Raw genomic sequence first — 19,527 nt, 5'->3', positions numbered from 1 at the left:
CGGGAACGGCGGGGCGTGCGAGTCAGCGGGGTGTTGCGGGTACCCGGGGCCCGGGTCACCGCAGAAGGTTAGACATCCGGGCAGGCCGAGGGGCCGAGGGAACCGTGAACGGACCGTTCGGATCTGTTCAGAACAAGCACAAGCGCAGGTCAGGGGAGTGTTTCCCCGGGTCAACCAGCGGTGCCGCCCTTACCGCCGGGACACTGCCGCGTGACTGCGGGATCGGGATGCTCGGCGGCCTGGAGATCGCCCGCGGGCACGTACCCCCAGGAGTCCAGCTCCGGACGCTGCGCGGCCCGGTTGCCCCGGGTGTAGTACCAGACGTCGTTGCCGCCGGAATGCGGCTCGCCGCGCGTCCAGCAGATGAACCAGCTGGGATCGGTGTCCAGGACGCCGACCTTCGTCCCGAACCGGGCCTGCTCGTAGACGTCGGCGTGCGGGCGGTTCGGACACTGGTAGAGGTGCGGCCAGGTTCGCTTCATCCGCGAATCCTGGATCGTGCCACGCATGTACTGGCAGTGCGTCGCGGGATCGGGGCGCTCGGCGCCGGGGGCGACCACGAACGCCACCACGCCCGCCGTCAACGCCACGGCCGCCACCGCCGCCCCGGCGACCGCGTACCGGCGAACGCCGCCTCCGCGGGGATCTTGCGGGGCCGCGGCCGGAGGCTCCGGCTCGGTGGCGTCGTCGGGAGCGGGCGGTGGCGGAACGTCGGGCGCGGCGGGCAACAGCACTCTCCTGTGGCGAGGTCGGGTGTGCTCATTGTGACCGCCCGACCGCTCACCCGCTAAGTCCCGCCCCGGCGCCGCGCGCGGTCAGGCGGCGGCCGGCTCCCTGACCGGGGCGGACGGCTCCGGGGCGGACCGGCGCGGCCCGGGGAACGCGTACCGCACGATCTTCTTCCAGGTGCTGCCGACCTGCCTGGCCAGCGGCCCCGTGTGGTACGGCAGCCCGTACCGCTCGCACAGCGCCCGGACCCGGGGCGCGATCTCGGCGTACCGGTTGCTCGGCAGGTCGGGAAAGAGATGGTGCTCGATCTGGTGGCTCAGATTGCCCGACATCAGGTGCAGGAGCGGCCCGCCGCTGATGTTGGCCGAGCCGAGCAGCTGCCGGACGTACCACTCGCCCCGGGTCTCCGCGTCGAGCCGCTCCGCGGTGAAGAACTCGACGTCCCCCGGGAAGTGCCCGCAGAAGATGATCATGTGCGCCCAGACGTTCCGGACCACGTTGGCGGTGAAGTTGGCCGCCAGCGTGCTGCCGAACTGCGGCCCGCTGAGCAGCGGGAACACCAGATAGTCCTTGGCCCACTGGCGGCGGATCTTCCGGCCGATGGCGCGCAGCTTCGCCCGGGTCTCCTCCGGATCGTTCCGGCCCGCCAGAACCTTGTCGATCTCCAGGTCGTGCACCGCGACGCCGTACTCGAAGAACATCGCCAGCAGCAGGTTGACCAGCGGCTGCGGCAGGTTCGCCGGATGCCACCCCTGCTCGGCGGAGACCCGCAGGATCCCGTAGCCGACGTCGTTGTCCCGGCCGACGATGTTGGTGTTGGTGTGGTGCACCACGTTGTGCGAGTGCTTCCACTGCCCGGCGGGCGAGACGTTGTCCCACTCCCAGGTGGTCGAGTGGATCTTGGGGTCGCGCATCCAGTCCCACTGGCCGTGCATGACGTTGTGCCCGATCTCCATGTTCTCCAGGATCTTGGCGACGGCCAGCGTCGCCGTCCCGGCCAGCCAGGCGGGCGGCAGCGAGGAGGCCATCAGCAGCGCCCGCCCGCCGATCTCCAGCCCGCGCTGCCAGCGGATGACGCGGTGGATGTAGGCGGCGTCGCGCTCGCCCAGATCGGCGGTGATCTCCTCGCGGAGCGCGTCCAGCTCGCGGGCGATCGCCTCGTAGTCGGCCGGGGTCAGGTGCGCCACGGTGGCGGAGGCGGTGGCGGTGGTCATGACGTCAGGTCCCCCTCGGAGGTGGTGCGGTCACAGGTCGATCTCCACGGCCCCGGCGGCCGCCGACACGCAGGTCTGGATCATGTGGCCCTCCTCGCCGTGCAGCTCGCCCGTGCGCAGGTCGCGGACCCGCCCGGACCGCAGCCGCCCGACGCAGCTGTGGCAGATGCCCATCCGGCACCCGCTGGGCAGCAGCGCGCCCGCGCCCTCCCCGGCCTCCAGCAGCGGGGTGGCCCCGTCCGCGTCGGTCTCGACACCGCTCGCGGTGAACCGCACGCGCCCGCCCCCCTCCTCGATTCCGGCGTTCGGGAAGGAGGTCTGGAAGCGTTCGATGTGCAGCCCTCCGGCGGCGCCCGCGGCTGCCCAATGGGCGGAGATCTCGTCCAGCATCCCGGCGGGCCCGCACGCCCAGGTCTCGCGGGACGCCCAGTCCGGGCAGAGGTCGTCCAGCGCGGCGGGCTTGAGGCGTCCCTCGACGGCGGTGTGCCGTTCGTGGAGCCGCAGCGTGCCCGGGAAGCGCGCGGCGATCTCGCGCAGCTCCGCTCCGAAGATCACCTCGCCGGGGGTGCGCGCCGAGTGCACCAGCACCACGTCCGGCATGGGCCGCGCGCCGTCCACCAGCGCCCGCAGCATCGCCCGTACGGGGGTGACGCCGCTGCCCGCGGTCACGAACAGGATCCGTCCGGGCAGCGGATCGGGAAGGACGAAGTCGCCCTCCGGCCGCCCCAGCCTGACGATCGTCCCGGGGGCGATCTCGTGGACCAGGTGCCGGGACACCCGACCCTCGGGGCCTGCCTTGACGGTGATCGTGAGCCTGCCGTCGGACCGGGGCGGCGAGGACAGCGAGAAGCTCCGCCAGTGCCGGACGCCCCCGATGTCCACGCCGATCTTCAGCCACTGGCCGGGACGGTGCCCGGGCCAGGTGACGCCCGGCCTGATCAGCAGGGACGCCGCGCCGGGGGCCTCATGCCGTACGGCCTCGATCCGGCCGCGCGGGTCGGCCGCGGACCACAGCGGGTTGAGCAGGGCGAGGTAGTCCTCGGGCAGCAGCGGCGTGGTCAGCCAGCGCGCGGCACCGGCCAGCCGGCGCCGGACCGGCGCGGATCCGGTGGTGGCGAGCGGAGCGGTCAACGGGCCTCCCCCGGGGGCGCTCTAACTTACTGATCCGTAACCTACGGTCGCGTAAACCTGGAGGGCCTAGCAAGAGCCGCCCGGCAAAAGCGACGGCCATCACACCATCGCATGATGTGACATCGCCTGGTGTAAACCGAGATGACAAAGAACCGCGCCCGCTTAGCACCCACTCGCTAAACGTCGCGACACACGCTCCAGGTGCGCTTCTCCGGCCCCTTCGGGGCGAATGCCTAGACTCCGCCGCACGCCCCACACGCCCGACGGACCGTCCCGACGCCGTCACCGACCTGATCAACCGGCTCCGGGGGTGACCAGGCCCGTCTCGTAGGCGACGATGACGAGCTGCACGCGGTCACGGGAGTCGAGCTTGGTGAGCAGCCGCGTCACGTACGTCTTCACCGTGGCCACGCTCAGGTGCAGCTCGGCGGCGATCTCGGCGTTGGTCAGGCCGAGCCCGACCAGCGTCAGCACCTCGCGCTCGCGTTCGGTGACCGCGGTGAGCCCCCGCGCGGGCACGACGGAGGCGAGGCGGGCGGGACTCGCGGCGAAGCGCGCGATCAACCGCCGCGTGACGCCAGGCGCGATGAGACCGTCCCCGGCGGCGACGACCCGGACGGCGGCCAGGATGTCGTCCAGCGCCATGTCCTTGACCAGGAACCCGGCCGCGCCGGCGCGCAGCGCCCCGAACACGTGATCGTCGTCGTCGAACGTGGTCAGCACGACCACGCGCGCCCCGCCGGGACGCGCGGTGATCAGCCGGGTGGCCTCGATGCCGTCCATGACCGGCATGCGCAGGTCCATCACGACGACGTCGGCGTCCTCGGCGAGCCCGACGGCCTCGGCCCCGGTCGCGGCCTCCCCGGACACCTCCAGGTCAGGCGCGTCGGCGATGACCATCCGCAGCGCCGCCCGCACCAACGGCTGGTCATCGGCCAGAACAACACGCACGCTCACCCCCCACCCCCCACCCACTCCGCCCGATCCGCCGAATCCGCAGGAGTCGGCGAAGCCGCGGGATCCGCGGGAGCAACAGGAGCCGCCGTCCCGGCCGGAGCCGCCGGAGCCGCTGTTCCCGCCAAAGCTGTGGGAGCCGACATCCCCACTGTCCCCGCCGTTCCCAGCGAAGCTGCGGGAGCCGTGGGAGCCGGTGGGACGGGTAGGCGGGCGGCTACCCGGAAGCCGCCTCCCGGACGCGGGCCGGCGGCGAGTTCGCCGCCCAGCAGGCCGACCCGCTCGCGGATGCCGACCAGCCCGTACCCATTGCCCACCACGCCACCGGAGCCACTCTTCCCGGGGCCGCTCGCGCCGGCGCCGCGTCCACCGGCCGCGTTTCCTTCGTCCAGAATCTCGACGGCCAGCTCGCCGGCGCCGTGCTCGATGGTCACCTGGCAGCGGCGGGCGCCCGCGTGGCGCAGCACGTTGGCCACCGCCTCCTGGACGATCCGGTAGGCGGACACGTCGATCTCCGGCGGGAGCGGCCGTGGCTCGCCCCGCCACCGCACGTCCACGTGGACGCCCGCGGCGGTCGTCGTGGCGGCGAGGCGGTCGACGTCGGCCAGCCCCGGGGCCGGTTCGAGCGGAGCCTCCCCCGCTTCGGCGTGCCGGAGCGCCCCGAGCATCCGGCGCAGCTCCGCGAGGGTCTCCCGGCCGGCTTCCTCGATGCTGCCGAGCGCCTCGCGCGCCCCGGCCGGCTGGGTGTCGATCACGCGCCGTGCCGCGCCCGCCTGGAGTGCGATGATGCCGATGCTGTGCGCCACCATGTCGTGCAACTCGCGGGCGATCCGGAGCCGTTCGGCGGTGACCGCCTGGGCGGCGGCCTGGGCGCGCAGCCGCTCGGCGTGCAGGCGGGCCTGGCGCGCGGAATTGCCGACCAACCAGGCGATGACCACCGTCAAGACCATGAACGGCTCCGAGGCGATCCCGTTCTCCTCCGACCACAACAGCCGCACCGCCAGGAAACCCGCGAGCATCCCGGCCGCCATGGACGCGGCGGCGACGGAGACGCGGCGGGCCCGGGTCGCCGCGATGAAGCACAGGGCCACGTCCACCGCCAGGAACTGGGCGGAGGGAAGCTCCGGCTGCCGCCACGCCACTGCCGATACGACCGTGCCCGCGATCAGCAGGACGTACCCGGTCACCGGCCGGCGACGCAGCAGTACGCCGCCCGCGACCGCCAGGACGAACGCCAGTCCCAGCAGCGCCTGCGCCGGGAACGAGTCGAGGCCGTCCGCCGGATATTTGTTGGAGTACCCGTGCTCGGGCGGGAACCAGACGAACTCGACGATCGGCCAGATCGCCATTGCGCACCACGTCACGGCCGTCCAGGCGCCCGGCGGGACGCGCTTCAGCACGGAGAACGGCGGCGAGGCGTGCATGCGGTGATCGTAACCGCGTGTTCCGTCCTCGGGATCGGACTGGGGATGTAGGTCCACGGTCGACCCTCAATGTCCGCGCGGGCCCGATGCCCGGCGGCGCGGCGGGCGGCACCGTGGGCCGGGTGATCGAAGCGAGCGAACTGACCAAACGCTACGGAGGCGTCACCGCCGTCGACGGGCTGAGCTTCACCGTGCGGCCGGGACGCGTCACCGGATTCCTCGGGCCCAACGGCGCGGGCAAGAGCACGACCCTGCGCATGATCCTGGGCCTGCACGCGCCCACGGCCGGGACCGTCACCGTCAACGGCCGGCCGTTCCGCCACCGCCCGCGCGGCCTGCGCCACGTCGGCGCCCTGCTGGACGCCGGCGACGTGCACGGCGGCCGGAGCGCCTCCGCCCACCTGTGGGCGCTGGCCCGCGCCAACCGCATACCGCGCTCCCGGGTCGGCGAAGTCCTGGACCAGGTGGGACTCGCCGATGCGGCGCGCCGCCGCATCGGCGGCTTCTCCCTCGGTATGCGGCAGCGCCTCGGGATCGCCGCCGCGCTGCTCGGCGACCCGCCCGTGCTGCTGTTCGACGAACCGCTCAACGGCCTCGACCCGCAGGGCGTGCGCTGGGTGCGCGGCCTGTTCCGCACCCTCGCCGCTGAGGGACGGACCGTGCTGGTCTCCAGCCATCTGATGTCGGAGATGCAGAACACCGCCGATCATCTCCTCGTCATCGGCCGCGGCGCGCTCCTCGCCGAGGGGTCCCCGGACGAGCTCAGGCGGTCCACCCGTACCGCCTCTCTGGAGGAGGCGTTCATGCAGCTCACCGCGGACACCGGTTCCGCCGAGGCCGCCGCCGGGGGCGGCGCCGACCGTCTCGGTGGAGGGAAGGGATGACCGCCGTGAACGCCGCCTCGGGCGTGGTGGTGATCGACGAGCCCCGCGCCCGCTTCCGTGACCTGGTCGCCGCCGAGTGGATCAAACTGCGGTCGCTGCGTTCGACCGCGTGGGCCCTGGCGCTCAGCGCCCTCGTCGTCGTCGCGTTCAACGTGGGCCAGGCCTACGACGACTACCGCGGCTGGACGGGGGAGGACCCGCGGGCGTCCGGGTTCGTCCCGGTCGGCGCGCTGCACGACGCGTTCACCCAGCCCGCCGCCATGTGCCTGGTGTTCGCCGCCGCGGCCGTCGGGGCGGTCGCGATCGCGGGCGAGTACGGCACCGGGATGATCCGCACCACGTTCACCGCCGTGCCCGCCCGGCGTCCGGTGATGGCGGCGAAGGCGGTCGTCGTCACGGCGGTCACGGCGGCGTTCGGCGCGGGCGTCGCCGGGGCGTCGTTCGGGCTGACCCAGGCGATCCTGTCCGGGCGGGACGCGGGCATGTCGATCACGGAACCGGGGGCGTTCCGCCTGGTGGCGGCGTCGGCGCTGCTCGCACCGGTGTGCGCGCTGGTCGGGATGGCCGTGGGTGCGATCGTCCGGCACGCCGCGCCCACGCTCGTCGCCGTGTTCGTGGTCCTCCTGGTTCTGCCCGCCGCGTTCGGCATCGACGGCCACTGGTCGGCGGTCGTCGCCCACGCCTTGCCGTTGAACGCGTGGGAGCGCCTGGGGCAGGCCGTCCAGGACGCCGTTCCCTACCCGTGGACGACCACCGGCGCGTGGACCGTCTACGCGGTCTGGGCCCTGGCCGCCGCCGCGCTCACCGTGGCCGGTGTCGAACGCCGCGACCAATGATCGGGGGCCACGGCGGACGCTCAGCTGAAGTGAGTCTTGGGGCGTTCCTGCTTCACGCCGTCGACGAAGATGTCCACCTTCTCGTTGTAGAAGCAGACCAGGCCGCCCACGCCCTGGCTCTCGGGCAGCGGATGCGGGTACGACCACGCCAGGTCCTTGTGGGCGGTGCCGTTCACCTTGACCGCCCAGTAGACGGCCTCGCCCTTGTAGGGGCAGCCCGTGACGGTGTCCGTGGACTCCAGCAGGTCCCAGCGCACATGCGGCTTGGGCAGGTAGTAACGCACCGGCAGCCCGGTCTCGAACAGCAGCCGGGGGTTGCTGGACTCCGCCACCGTCACGCCGTCGATCTCAACGCGCACGTGCCGCGAGGACGGCAGGACGTCGACCCGCTTGTGAGGGTCGCGCGGATGGACGAACACCTCTTCGTCCTCCTCGAACCAGGCGTCCATGGCGTCCCACTCGAGACGGACCAGGTCGCGGAGCTCCTCCACGGGCGACTCCTCGTAGCGGAGCGCGGCGCCCTCGGCCTGGGTCCCGTCGACCTTCACCGTGTAGAGGGTGGCGTCGCCCCGGCTGGGGGAATGCTTGCCCGCCCCCTCCTTCACCAGCTCCGCCCGTACGTCCTCCACAGGGATGTAGTAGGTCGGGTAGTACGGGATCTCCCACACGAGGAACGGCTTGATCGTGTCCGCGACGAGCCTCCCGCCCAGGTACGCCCTGACGCGCTTCGCGCCCTGCTCGGTCCGGACGCGGGTCTTCTGTGATGTGCCCATGTCCGGGCAACAGCCCTGCACCACCCCCTATTTCGACCACATCCGGCAATCGGCGCCCCTTCGAGGGCTCCCGTCGTCCCTCAGGCCCCCCGCGTCTCTCGCTGCTCTCCGACCGATGTCGTTGGTGCGGTGAGGGCGGCCCGGCGGGGGACGGCGAGGATGGGGATCACAGCGATGGCCGCGATCACGGTCGCCCACCAGAAGGTGTGGGTGAAGGCCCCGTTCAGCTGGGACGAGGCCTGCGCCGTCGCGGTTTCGCGCAGGTTGCCGGACGTGCCGGGGACGGTGTCGCGGATGGCCAGTTGCAGGACGATGGCGAGGCCCGCGGTGCCGATCGAGCTCCCGATGCGTACCAGGATGTTCGCCCCCGTGGTCGCGCCCGGGATGGAGGGGCGCGGGAGCCCCTGGTAGGTGGCCGCCATGAGGCTCGGGGCCATGACGCCATGCCCCAGACCGATGACGAAGATGGCGCTCATCAGGGCGGTGCGACTGGTGTCCGGACCTGCCTGGGTGAGGGCGAGGGCTCCGCACAGGGCCAGCGCCAGGCCCCCGGCCGCGAGCCAGCGGCTGCCGTGCCGGTCGGCCAGACGGCCCGCCAGGGGCATGGTGACGATGGCGCCGAGCCCGAGCGGTGCCAGCAGCCAGCCCGCCTCCAGCGGGGATTCGCCCCGTACCACCTGCGAGTACAGCGGCAGCAGGATCATCAGCCCGAAAACGGCGGCGCTGTAGAGGAACAGCCCACTCGTGGCCGTGACGAACGGCCGGCTCCGCAGCAGGCGCAGATCGATCAGGGCGCTGTCGCCCTTCCGCGAGGCGTGCACGGCGAAGAGCGCGATGAGGAGGGCGCCACCGCCGACCCCCAGCAGGACGCGGACACTGCCGGGGCCCGCCCCGTTCCCGGCCTCCGACAGCCCGTACACCAGCGCCGCCAGGCCCGGAGAGAGCAGCGCGATGCCCAGGACGTCCAGGCGGGCGCCGGGGACGCGCTCAGTGTCGCGCGGCAGCATGCGCACGGCGGCGACCAGGGCGATCACGGAGAACGGCAGGTTGACATAGAACAGCCAGCGCCAGCTCAGATCGTCCACGATCACCCCGCCGAGCAGCGGGCCGAGCACCGGCGCGAGCATGGCGGGCACGGACACGATGCTCATCACCCGTCCCATCCGCTCCAGGCCCGCGGCCTGGGCGAGCATCGTCTGGCCGACGGGCAGCAGCATGCCGCCGCCCAGGCCCTGCAGGACGCGGAACGCGATCAGCGACGGCGCCGACCAGGCCACACCGCACAGCAGCGACCCGGCGGCGAACAGGCCGAGCGCGGTCAGCCACATCGTGCGGGCGCCGAAGCGGCGCACCGACCAGCCGGTGAGCGGGATCGCCATGGAGAGCGCGAGGGTGTAGCCGGTCACCACCCACTGGATGGTGGACAGCGAGGCGTCGAAGCTCCGGCCGAGGGTGTGCACCGCCACGTTGATGATCGTCGTGTCGAGGATCGTCATGATCGCGCCGAGCAGCACGACCACGGCGAGCCGGCGGAGCCGCGGGTCGATGTCCTGCCGCTCCTCCGTGGAGGCCCCGCTCTGGGCTGTGGTCATCAGCTCCCCCTCGACCGATACGCTGTATCGGCAAAACGATACGCCGTATCGGCGAACTTGTACAGCGTATCGATCGAGCCGTACGCCGTACGGGTACGATCGGGGGCGTGGCAGCAACGAACGAGCCGGTGTGGATGCGGCAGCGCGGTGACCGCCGCCGCAAGCTCTCCCGCGAGGCACTGGTCGCCACGGCGATCGAGATCGCCGACGCCGAGGGCCTGGAGGCGGTGTCCATCCGCCGCATCGCCGGAGAGCTGAACGTGCGGGCGATGAGCCTCTACACCCACATCGAGCGCAAGGAGGACCTGCTCGACCTCATGTTCGACGAGGTCGCCGGCGAGCTGGTGATCGAGGATCCGCTGCCGGACGACTGGCGCGAGGCGATCAGCGCGATCGCCAGGCGGGAGCGCGACACGCTGCTGCGCCACCCCTGGATGGTCGATCTCGCGGCGCGCCGCCCCCAGGTCGGCCCGAACGCCCTCAAACACGGCGAGCAGTCACTGGCCGCGCTGTCCCGCCTCGACGTCGGCATGAAGGACGCCTCGAAGATCGTCATGGCGGTCGACCACTACATGACCGGGTACTTCGTCCGCGCGCGCATGCTGCGCGAGCGAGGCGGCGAGCAGCCCTACATGCGCGACATGCTCGCCACCGGCCGCTTCCCCCACCTCGAACGCGCCTTCAAAGAAGGCGCCGAGGACCAGGAACCCTTCGAGCAGGGCCTCACCTGGCTCCTGGACGGCATCGCGCGCGAATACGGAGCGTGACGCTGGCCTCCGCGCTTGCGGGCCCGTAGCGTGGGATTCCCTGCCGAACCAACGGAACCACAGAACGGGGACGACCAGGTGCGGGCAACGACGACCATCGGCGTGGTCATGGCGCTCACGCTTGCCGTGACAGCGTGCAACGGCAGCGCCCAGGAAAAGCCCGCCACACCCCAGACGCCCCCCGCAGGATCCCCGGCCGGCACCGACTCCTTCTACAAGCAGCGCCTCTCGTGGTCCGACTGCGGGGGCGGCTTCCAGTGCGCCAAGGCGAACGTCCCGATCGACTACACCAAGCCGTCCACCGGGCAGATGCGCATCTCGCTCATCAGGCTCCCCGCCCAGAACAAGTCCGAGCGCATAGGGTCCCTCTTCACCAACCCCGGCGGCCCGGGCGGTTCAGGAGTCGACTTCATCCGCCAGGCCGGACGCAGCTTCGGCAAGGACCTGCGGGACCGCTTCGACATCATCGGATTCGACCCCAGAGGCGTGGGCTCAAGCGACCCCGTCCGATGCATGGACGGCCGCCGGCTCGACCAGTACTTCAGCACGGACTCGTCCCCCGACGACCAGCGGGAACTGGACACGCTGGCCGCCCAGAGCAAGGGCTTCGCCGAAGCGTGCAAGGGCCGGGCCTCCGCACACCTCCCCTATGTCGGCACCCTCAACGCGGCCCGCGACATGGACGTGCTGCGCGCCGCCGTAGGAGACGAGAAGCTCACCTACTACGGCGCCTCGTACGGCACGTACCTGGGGGCCTTCTACGCCGAGCAGTTCCCGAAGAAGGTCCGCGCCCTCGTCCTGGACGGCGCGGTCGACCCCAAGGAATCCTCCACGCAAACCCTGGTCGAGCAGGCCAAGGGCTTCGAGACGGCCCTGCGCGCCTTCGTCGCCGACTGCGTGAAGCGCGCCGACTGCCCCCTGGGAAGGTCCGAGGACGCGGCCATCGACAAGATCTCCGCCTTCCTGAAGCAGGTCGACAAGACCCCGCTCAGGAACCGCCAGGACGCCCGCAAGGTCACCGAGTCGTGGACCACCATGGGCATGGCCACGGCCCTCTACCTGAAGGAGTACTGGGCCGTCCTGCGCCAGGCCTTCACCCAGGCATTCCAGCAACAGGACGGCACCCTCTTCATCACGCTCGCCGACCAGATGATCGAGCGCAAACCAGACGGCACCTACAGCAACCAGTCCGAAGCCAACATGGCCGTCAACTGCGTCGACAAGCCCAACCCGCCCAACCTCGCCACCTACGAGAAGTCCGTGGACCAGGCCGAGAAGTCCTCCCCCCTCTTCGGCGCCTTCGTCGTCTGGGGCGGCCTCCCCTGCGTCTACTGGCCCGTCCAGACCAAGCAGCAGCCCAAGCCCATCACCGCCAAGGGCTCCGCCCCCATCCTGGTCATCGGCACGATCCGCGACCCGGCAACCCCGTACAAGTGGTCCCAGAGCCTCGCCTCACAGCTCGACTCGGGCGTCCTCCTGAGCCTGGACGGCGACGGCCACACCGCCTACCTCCAGGCCAACCCCTGCATCTCCCGTGCCACCGACAACTACCTCGTCACCACCAAGCCCCCAAAGGACGGCACCGTCTGCCGCTGATGCACGCTCACCCCGCAAGACCCGGTAGACTTCTGCCCGCCGTCCCGTACGGCAAGCCGCCTTAGCTCAGTCGGCAGAGCGGTTCACTCGTAATGAACAGGTCATCGGTTCGATTCCGATAGGCGGCTCCACGTCAAAGGCCCCTTCCCGGTCCGGGAGGGGGTCTTTTGCTTACGCCCTTGCGCAACTGGGGACGCGGGCGCCGATACGGCTTTGAATTGGCCGCTGCGTGGCCGGGGCCGGTCCGTCTGGGGTAGTCAAGTCCGGGATCGGTCCGGGTTCACTCGTCTGAGGCGTGTAGATGACTGTTGCGGTGAGGTTCACGCACCCGGCTACTCCTTCCTGAAGGGCTGCAGTGAGGCATGGGGGGTGGGGCCGAGTCCCGGCCGACCTGGCGGGGGGCTGTGCGCATCGAGGGTGGGGTCATTGAGGTGTTCAGGTGAACTCGTGTCGTTTCCGTCCAAGACGGCTGGGGTGGCCACGATCTAGCGTGGACCTAGCGGTCCGATTATGAGGAGACAACACCATGCGTAACTTGGTCTACACCGGTTTCATGTCGCTCGACGGCGTCGTGGACTCGCCCGGCGGCGGGCCGGGGGAGGAGCACCGCAGCGGCGGCTGGGTGGTCAAGGACCTCGAGTTCGTCCCGGAAGCCTGGTCGCTGAAGGGCGAGGAGCTCAACGACACGACGGCGCTGATGTTCGGCCGCCGCAGCTACGAGGCGTTCGCGCCGGTCTGGCCCGGCTCGGAGGACCACGCCGACTACAAGGAGCTGCCCAAGTACGTGGTGTCGACCACGCTGTCCGAGGACGCCCTCGTCGACGGGTGGGGGCCGACGACGATCCTGCGCTCGACCGAGGACGTCGCCGCGCTCAAGGAGGGCGAGGGCGGCGCGATCTTCATCCACGGGAGCGCGGAGCTGGCCCGGCGGCTGTCGGACGCGGGTCTGATCGACCAGTACAACCTGCTCGTCTTCCCCGTGCTTCTCGGTGCCGGGAAGAGCGTGTTCGGCCGGGCCGACCGCGACAAGCAGATGCTGGCGCTGCGGGAGTCGGAGAGCTACTCGAACGGGATCCTGAAGCTCGTCTACGACGTCAGGCGCTGATCCAGGTCAAGGGCGATCGGGCCGCCGGTGCCCTCGCGCAACTGCCCGGCGGTGCGTCCGACGTAGGAGCGCAGCGCCCGGGCCAGGTGCGACTCGTCGAAGTAGTCGAGTTTGGCGACGACGTCGGCGGCCGTCTCGCCGAGCGCCAGCAGCTCCGCCGCCCTGCGGGCCCGCTCGATCTGCCGGACGCCGCCCCGCGTCAGCCCGGTCGCGGCGCGGAACCGGCGTTCGACCGTGCGCCCCGAGACGGCCGGGCGGCGGCCCCGCAGCGCCTCGGCGACGAGCGGGTCACGGACCACGATCCCGGTCCGGACGAGACGCCCGACCAGGACCTCGGCGTCGTCGGGGCCGGGCGTCTCCCAGCGCGCGCCGTCCAGCCGGAACGTCCGGCGTGTGGTGTCGGGGAGCTCGATGCCGCCGTTGACCAGTGCCGACGTGGGCACGGCCTGCAACGAGGTGCCCACGGCGAACTCGATGCCCATGAAGGTCACGCCATCCGGCACGGGTGCCGTGCCGGTCCGGGTCTCGGGACCGCTGATCCCCGCGTACGCCCGCCCGTCCTGTTCCCAGAACACTAGGCCCCAGCGCGCCCCTGCGACCGATGTCATCGCCGTGACCTGCTCGCTCGTGCAGGTCCACACGGTGTCGACCCACGGCGAGTCGGACCGGCGCGTCTCGAAGCGCAGTTTCACGGGCGCAGGATACGCCGTTGCTTGAACCGGAGCCGGAAATCGCGTTGTCCTCGCCTGCTCGGGCTGCTGTGATCGGTGAGGATGCCGGCCGAGTTGAAGGAGGGGGATGCGCCGACCATACGGAGCGGGCACCGCTGTGCTCTGATCACAGGGGACGGCGCCGACGCCAGTGAGCGCGGGACGACACCTACCGCTGGCAGCTGAGGAGGCTCGGCTGACAGTGACCGGAACAATGACCCCCAAACCCGGTCGAGGTTCGGATCCGGCGGCTGAGAGATGCCCCGGTGAAGCAGGAAGCGGAAGTAATCGCCGACCCCTGAGGAGGGGGAACGGGCGGTGAACCGGTCCCTCGCCCGCGTCGAGCCTGGGAGCCGCCCGAGCGCGTACGAGCGGCGAGAAACGAACGGAACCCTGCACTCCCGATTGAAGATCACTTCTTCGATCTGGAGGCAGAGCCGTCGGCAGGTCCGCCCAGAACCAGGGTTTCACGTGCGAGAACTGCGGTGCGAGCGTCGTACCGCTCAGCGGTGGGAGCTACCGCAACCACTGCCCGGCGTGCCTGTGGTCCAAGCACGTCGACGTCGTTCCCGGTGACCGGGCTTCGGGCTGCCGCGGAATGATGCGCCCCGAGCGTGTCGAGCACCGCGGCGGTAAGGGGTTCGTCTTGGTCCACCAGTGCGTCGTCTGCGGTTTCGTCCGGCCCAACCGGGTCGCCGAGGATCCGGTGCAAGGCGACGATCTCGGCGCGATCATCGTGCTGATGTCCAGAGCCGGGTAGCGCCGGCGGTGCCCACGAGAACCCCTCGTGGGCACCGCATCAACCCAGCGAACTAGGGCGGTGCCCCTCGGTCGGGTGGCGTTACATGCGCATGCTGCGGCTCGGTTTGCGGGTCACCGGCCTCGAACGCTCGCTGGCCGTCCACGGCAGCCTGACCACGGCCTCGAACTCGTGCACGAGCCCGCGAGGCCGGTCGTCGTCCGGTGGACGTTCTCGCTGCCAAGGGCGTTACGGCCGAGGGCGGGGATGCGGACGTGCTGGCCGACCGATCCCGACGGTTACAAGATCGAGCTCGTGGTGTTACTCGCCGGTGGTTCCGTCGATGCGTTCGCGCAGGAGGTCGGCATGCCCGTTGTGGCGGGCGTACTCCTCGATCACGTGGGTGAGGACCCAGCGGAGTGAGAACGCCTGATCCTCAAAGCGGCCGATGACGTCAAGGGATTCGGCGGCGTCAACGATGGCGCGGGACCGTTCGCACTCCTGCCGCCAGATCTCGAACGCCTCCTCGGCATCGGCGTCCTCGACGTCGAAGGCGGCGGTTCCTCCGTCGGGGCTCTGCCAGTAGCGGGGGGGTGGCCTCGCCTTTCACGACGTTGCGGAACCACGCCCTCTCGCCCTCGGCCATGTGCCGGATCAGCCCGAGCAGGGACAGATTCGACGGTGGCACGGGGCGCGACCTGAGCTGCTCGGCGGTCAGCCCGGCGCACTTCCAGGCCAGGGTGTCACGCTGGAACTGCAGGAAACCGGTCAACGTGTCGCGTTCGCCGCCTTCGCGCGGGGGACTGGCCCTTTCCCGATCATCCACCTGTTACCGTCCCTCGTCGTTCTTGAGCCTGCTGCCGACGTAAGTGATCAGGTGGTTCGGGCACGTGGCGATCCGCTCACCGGTCGGGTAGATGATCGTGAACTCCACGTTTGCACACTCCCGAACCGCCCTGGGCGCATTTGCCTCGGCCGGGTCAGATCGTAGACGGTCTGGCCGCCGATGATGACCGCCTGGTAGTTGGCCTGGACCCAGGCGCTGATCGCAGTGCTGTTGCCGGGCGCGCCACCGCCGGGGGTGCGGCCGGGGCGCCTGCCGCTGGGTGCGTCGGCCCTCGTGCTGCGGGGGACGAAGTAGTGGATTCTGCCGGCCTTGACCTCGTGCTCGAACGTGGTGAGGCCGGGCCAGGGGTCGCCGCCGGAGAAGCCGCCGATCGCCATGATGGCCTTGCCGCTGGCCAGTTGCAGGTTCGACGTGGTGGCCGACCCGATTCCGGCCGCCGCCCAGCGGCTCGTGGTCGCTTGCACCGCCTTGACCAGTTCGGGGTTCACGGCGCTCCGCGTTCCAGTCGAACCTGTGTGGCCGACCTTGCCGGCGGGGCCGGATGTCGGGATTTCGGGTTTGGGTTCCGCCGCGGTGGCCAGCGCGTAGGCGCTGGTGCCGCCGAGGCCGGTCACGAGGGCGCAGGCGAGCGTCACCACCGTGAGGCGGCGGGTCTGGGGTGCCACGAGCGCGATGACGGTGATGACGCCGAGTGCCAGGAGGCTCCAGCGCAGGCCCGGCATCCAGGAACCGGTGCGTTCAAGGAGGGCGAATCCCCAGGCGACGCTCACGGCGACCATCGCGGCGAGCGTGCAGCGGGCTGTCAGGTTCGCCCGGCTCTCCCAGAGCCGGACGCCGGCGAGGGCGATCAGCGCGCCGATCGCGGGCGCGAGGATCACCGAGTAGTAGGGGAGGATGATGCCCTCCATGAGGCTGAAGACCATTCCGATCCCCACCAGCCAGACGCCCCACAGAAGGATCGCGGCCCGGGTGCGGTCGGTGCGCGGCGCCCGCCGGGTCAGCCAGAGACCCGCGATCAGGGCGATCAGCGCGGGGGGAAGCAGCCAGGAGATCTCGCCGCCGAGCTGGTCGTTGAACATCCGGGCGATTCCGGGCTCGCCGCTGAAGCCGGTGCCTGCTCCTCCGCTCGTGCTGTTGCGCTCGTTCCCGAGGATGCGTCCGATCCCGTTGTAGCCGAGCGCCAGGTCGAGGACGGTGTCGTCCTCCGAACCGGCGATGAAGGGCCGGGTGCCCTTGGGCATCAGGTCGACGAGCGCGATGTACCAGCTCGTGGAGACCACGACCGCCATGCCGGCCGCGCCGAGGTGGTTCAGGCGCCGGACGATGCCGGTCGGGGCCGCGACCAGGTACACCAGCGCGAGCGCAGGCAGCACCAGGAACGCCGCCAGCATCTTGGTCAGGAAGCCGAACCCGATGGCGGTGCCCGCCAGCAGAAGCCAGCGCAGGCCGGCCCTCTCGGTGGCGCGCACCGTGCAGTACGCCGCGGCGATGAGCAGCAGGGTGAGCAGGGAGTCGGGCTTGTTGAACCGGAAGATCGACGTGGCGACGGGCGTCAGCGCGAAGACGGCCCCGGCGAGCAGTCCGGCGGCAGGCCCCGACCAGCGGCGCACGGTGGCGTACAGCAGCCCGACCGAAGCGATGCCCTGCAGGGCTTGGGGAACCAGGAGGCTCCAGCTCGAGAATCCGAAGATCTGCCCGGACAGCCCCATCACCCACAGCGAGGCGGGCGGCTTGTCGACGGTGATCCCGTTGTTCGGGTCGAGGGAGCCGAAGAACAGGGCCGCCCAGTCCTGCGAGCCGGCCATCGCGGCGGCGGCGTAGTAGTTGTTTCCGTGGCCGGACACGCTGAGGTCCCACAGGTACAGCAGCGAGGTGAGGGCGAGGAGGGCCAGCGCCGCCGGGCGTACCCACGTCGGCTGGTCGCTCGGGCCGAGCAGGAGCCGCTGGACGGTGCTCCGCTCATCTGACGGCCGGTGTGCGTGCGCACCGGCCGGGGTCGACATGATGATCTTGGTCTCCAGGGGGGACGGAACGTCAGGACTCGGAACGGCGGTGCGGGGCGAACACCCAGCCGCGCAGAAGCAGGAAGCGCGACATCGTCGCGACGAGGTTGGCCAGGACCAGCACCGCCAGCTCGATGTCCTGGCCCGGCGTGGCGACGGCGTGCAGAACGCCGAGCGAGCCGCTGGTCAGCGCGAGCCCGAGGGCGAACACGACCAGCCCTTCGAACTGGTGGCGACCCGCGTTCGACCGTCCGCGCACGCCGAAGGTCAGCCGCCGGTTGGCCGCGGTGTTGGCGATCGCGGTGACCAGCAGGGCCAGCAGGTTGGCCGCCTGTGCGTTCATTCCGGTGCGCAGCAGCATGAAGAGCCCGAGGTAGGCGAGGGTGCTCACCACGCCGATCACGGCGAACCGCGCCAGCTGCCTGGCCAGCCCGCGGGGGACTCCGGGGGCGTCGACCGGGATCGGGTTCCTGCCGAGTTGGGCGCGCAGATGCGCGATGGGCACCGTGCCGGTCGTGAGCGCGCGTCCGAGCCGGAGGATGCCCAGGATGTCGGCCGCCGCGGTCGAGACGATGTCCACTCGGCTGTCGGGGTCGTCGACCCAGTCGACGGGAACCTCGTGGATGCGGGCACCGGAACGTTCGGCGAGGACCAGCAGTTCGGTGTCGAAGAACCAGCCGGTGTCCTGCACGTGCGGCAGCAGCCGCTCGGCGACGTCGGCCCGGATCGCCTTGAAACCGCACTGCGCGTCGGAGAATCGTGCGGCGAGCGTGCCCCGCAGCAGCAGGTTGTAGCAGCGGGAAATGATCTCGCGCTTGGGGCCGCGCACGACCCGGGCCCCCTTGGCGAGCCTGCTTCCGATGGCCATGTCGGAGTGGCCGGAGATGAGCGGTGCGACCAGCGGAGGAAGCGCGGCGAGATCCGTGGAAAGGTCGACGTCCATGTAGACCAGCACCGGGGCGTCCGACGCCGTCCACACTGCGCGCAGCGCCCGCCCCCGGCCCTTTTCCTCCAGGCTGACGGCGACCACCTCGGGAATCTCCGCTTCGAGTGCCTTGGAGATCTCGGGGGTGCGGTCGGTGCTCGCGTTGTCCGCGACGATGATCCGGAACCGGTAGGGGAAACGTTCCGTCAGGTGCTCGTGGAGACGCCGGATGGACGGCTCGAGGCCATTCTCCTCGTTGTGGACGGGAACCACGACGTCCAGGACCGGGGCCGTGCCGCCGGTCGGGATGGGAAGGACGCTGGGGCGGGCTCTGGGCGAGGGGGCGGTGTGCAGTGTCGTCGGCATGGCCCCGAGATTCGGGCCCGGCCCTGGGTCCAGCTTGTGCCGAAGCTGTGCGGCGGCTATGAGCCTCGATGCCTAGCCGTCGGCGGGTTTAAGCACATATCCGGCGCCGCGCTTGGTGTGGATCATGGGCTGGCGCCCCGCGTCGATCTTCTTGCGCAGGTAGGAGATGTACAACTCGACGATGTTGGCCTGGCCGCCGAAGTCGTAGCTCCAGACGCGGTCCAGGATCTGCGCCTTGCTCAGCACCCGCCTCGGGTTGCGCATCAGGAAGCGCAGCAGCTCGAACTCGGTCGCGGTGAGCTGGATCTCCTTGCCCGCGCGGCGCACCTCGCGGGTGTCCTCGTCGAGCGTCAGGTCGCCGACCGTGACGGTGGTGCCCGCGGTGGCCTCCGTGACGCCGGTGCGCCGCATCAGCGCGTGCAGCCGCAGCACCACCTCCTCGATGCTGAACGGCTTGGTCACGTAGTCGTCGCCGCCCGCGGTCAGCCCGGCGATCCGGTCCTCGATGGCGTCCTTGGCGGTGAGGAACAACACCGGGAGGCCGTCGAACCGCCCGCGTATCCTGCGCAGAACTTCCAGGCCGTCGAAGTCGGGCAGCATCACGTCGAGCACGACCGCGTCCGGACGGAATTCCCGCGCGACGCGGACGGCGCTCGTCCCGTCGGGGGCGCTGCGCACCTCCCAGCCCTCGTAGCGCAGGGCGAGTGTCAGCAGTTCGGCGAGGGCGGGTTCGTCGTCCACGACGAGCACCCTGACCGACTGCCCGTCGGGGCGGCGCAGTTCCGGGCGCCCGGAGGCGTTCATGATCGGCATGTCCTCGTCGTCGGTGGCGGCTGTGGCGGCATTCGCGCCGTACCTGTGTATCAGCCGGATGTCCCCGTGGTGGTCCATCACAGCGACAGCACAGGACGCGCACAGGGAACGCACAGATT

General features: G+C 70.9%; 16 protein-coding genes, 1 tRNA gene and 2 pseudogenes. 7 read left to right on the top strand and 12 right to left on the bottom strand.

Translation table 11 applies throughout. From position 1 onward, the window contains the following. Nucleotides 1-170: 170 nt before the first annotated feature. The 5 genes from ACFPZN_RS33865 to ACFPZN_RS33845 all read right to left on the bottom strand — a co-directional run bounded on the left by ACFPZN_RS33865 (nt 171) and on the right by ACFPZN_RS33845 (nt 5,452). Nucleotides 171-728, bottom strand: a complete 558-nt coding sequence (locus ACFPZN_RS33865; protein ID WP_378286388.1) for a hypothetical protein — start codon at nt 726-728, stop codon at nt 171-173. Nucleotides 729-815: 87 nt separating this feature from the next. Then, nucleotides 816-1,943 (bottom strand): fatty acid desaturase family protein, encoded by a 1,128-nt coding sequence (locus ACFPZN_RS33860; protein WP_378286387.1) that lies wholly within the window; start codon nt 1,941-1,943, stop codon nt 816-818. A 30-nt stretch (nt 1,944-1,973) separates the two neighbouring features. Continuing rightward, nucleotides 1,974-3,074 (bottom strand): ferredoxin reductase, encoded by a 1,101-nt coding sequence (locus tag ACFPZN_RS33855; RefSeq protein WP_378286386.1) that lies wholly within the window; start codon nt 3,072-3,074, stop codon nt 1,974-1,976. A gap of 294 nt (nt 3,075-3,368) precedes the next feature. After that, nucleotides 3,369-4,031, bottom strand: a complete 663-nt coding sequence (locus ACFPZN_RS33850) for a response regulator (RefSeq protein ID WP_378286385.1) — start codon at nt 4,029-4,031, stop codon at nt 3,369-3,371. Then, nucleotides 4,028-5,452 carry a sensor histidine kinase gene (locus ACFPZN_RS33845; RefSeq protein WP_378286384.1) on the bottom strand — a complete coding sequence of 475 codons (1,425 nt, stop codon included), beginning with the start codon at nt 5,450-5,452 and terminating at the stop codon, nt 4,028-4,030. The genes ACFPZN_RS33850 and ACFPZN_RS33845 overlap by 4 nt, the downstream gene beginning before the upstream one ends. A gap of 122 nt (nt 5,453-5,574) precedes the next feature. Here ACFPZN_RS33845 and ACFPZN_RS33840 point away from each other — a divergent pair, with 122 nt between their 5' ends. After that, nucleotides 5,575-6,336 (top strand): ABC transporter ATP-binding protein, encoded by a 762-nt coding sequence (locus ACFPZN_RS33840; protein ID WP_378286382.1) that lies wholly within the window; start codon nt 5,575-5,577, stop codon nt 6,334-6,336. Further along, entirely contained in the window at nt 6,333-7,172 is an 840-nt protein-coding gene (locus tag ACFPZN_RS33835; protein ID WP_378286380.1) for an ABC transporter permease subunit, read from the top strand. Before ACFPZN_RS33840 ends, ACFPZN_RS33835 begins: the two co-directional genes overlap by 4 nt. 20 nt (nt 7,173-7,192) lie before the next feature. Here ACFPZN_RS33835 and ACFPZN_RS33830 read toward each other — a convergent pair whose 3' ends face one another. Continuing rightward, complete coding sequence (locus tag ACFPZN_RS33830) at nt 7,193-7,945, bottom strand: DUF427 domain-containing protein (RefSeq protein ID WP_378286379.1); 753 nt, start codon at nt 7,943-7,945, stop codon at nt 7,193-7,195. A gap of 80 nt (nt 7,946-8,025) precedes the next feature. Then, complete coding sequence (locus tag ACFPZN_RS33825) at nt 8,026-9,537, bottom strand: MDR family MFS transporter (protein WP_378286378.1); 1,512 nt, start codon at nt 9,535-9,537, stop codon at nt 8,026-8,028. Between the two features lie 107 nt (nt 9,538-9,644). On the opposite strand from ACFPZN_RS33825, the gene ACFPZN_RS33820 reads away from it, so the two are divergent. The 4 genes from ACFPZN_RS33820 (at nt 9,645) to ACFPZN_RS33805 (ending at nt 13,005) form a co-directional block, all read left to right on the top strand. Beyond that, on the top strand, nt 9,645-10,304 hold the full coding sequence (locus tag ACFPZN_RS33820; RefSeq protein WP_378286377.1) for a TetR/AcrR family transcriptional regulator: 660 nt from the start codon (nt 9,645-9,647) through the stop codon (nt 10,302-10,304). A 78-nt stretch (nt 10,305-10,382) separates the two neighbouring features. Next, nucleotides 10,383-11,900 carry an alpha/beta hydrolase gene (locus ACFPZN_RS33815; RefSeq protein WP_378286376.1) on the top strand — a complete coding sequence of 506 codons (1,518 nt, stop codon included), beginning with the start codon at nt 10,383-10,385 and terminating at the stop codon, nt 11,898-11,900. Nucleotides 11,901-11,955: 55 nt separating this feature from the next. Beyond that, nucleotides 11,956-12,031 (top strand) — tRNA-Thr (locus ACFPZN_RS33810). Between the two features lie 395 nt (nt 12,032-12,426). After that, a complete protein-coding gene (locus tag ACFPZN_RS33805) occupies nt 12,427-13,005 on the top strand; it encodes a dihydrofolate reductase family protein (RefSeq protein ID WP_378286375.1) in 579 nt (192 codons plus the stop codon). On the opposite strand, the gene ACFPZN_RS33800 is transcribed toward ACFPZN_RS33805, so the two are convergent. Next, nucleotides 12,987-13,697: a helix-turn-helix domain-containing protein gene (locus ACFPZN_RS33800; RefSeq protein ID WP_378286374.1), complete on the bottom strand. Its 711-nt coding sequence runs from the start codon at nt 13,695-13,697 to the stop codon at nt 12,987-12,989. The two genes, ACFPZN_RS33805 and ACFPZN_RS33800, sit on opposite strands and share 19 nt — an antisense overlap. 490 nt (nt 13,698-14,187) lie before the next feature. Here ACFPZN_RS33800 and ACFPZN_RS33795 point away from each other — a divergent pair. Next, nucleotides 14,188-14,475: pseudogene (locus ACFPZN_RS33795) on the top strand (RNHCP domain-containing protein); the annotation flags it as partial. A 300-nt stretch (nt 14,476-14,775) separates the two neighbouring features. On the opposite strand, the pseudogene ACFPZN_RS33790 reads toward ACFPZN_RS33795, so the two are convergent. The 4 genes and pseudogenes from ACFPZN_RS33790 to ACFPZN_RS33775 all read right to left on the bottom strand — a co-directional run bounded on the left by ACFPZN_RS33790 (nt 14,776) and on the right by ACFPZN_RS33775 (nt 19,486). Continuing rightward, nucleotides 14,776-15,280: pseudogene (locus ACFPZN_RS33790) on the bottom strand (DinB family protein). A 47-nt stretch (nt 15,281-15,327) separates the two neighbouring features. Beyond that, nucleotides 15,328-17,304 (bottom strand): ArnT family glycosyltransferase, encoded by a 1,977-nt coding sequence (locus ACFPZN_RS33785; RefSeq protein WP_378286373.1) that lies wholly within the window; start codon nt 17,302-17,304, stop codon nt 15,328-15,330. A 31-nt stretch (nt 17,305-17,335) separates the two neighbouring features. Continuing rightward, complete coding sequence (locus tag ACFPZN_RS33780; protein ID WP_378286372.1) at nt 17,336-18,595, bottom strand: bifunctional glycosyltransferase family 2/GtrA family protein; 1,260 nt, start codon at nt 18,593-18,595, stop codon at nt 17,336-17,338. A gap of 72 nt (nt 18,596-18,667) precedes the next feature. After that, on the bottom strand, nt 18,668-19,486 hold the full coding sequence (locus ACFPZN_RS33775; protein ID WP_378286371.1) for a response regulator transcription factor: 819 nt from the start codon (nt 19,484-19,486) through the stop codon (nt 18,668-18,670). Nucleotides 19,487-19,527: the final 41 nt, after the last annotated feature.

This window comes from Actinomadura rugatobispora (genome assembly GCF_042656285.1).
Classification (GTDB): Bacteria; Actinomycetota; Actinomycetes; order Streptosporangiales; family Streptosporangiaceae; genus Spirillospora; species Spirillospora rugatobispora.
This window is presented reverse-complemented; position numbering and strand designations above follow the sequence as displayed.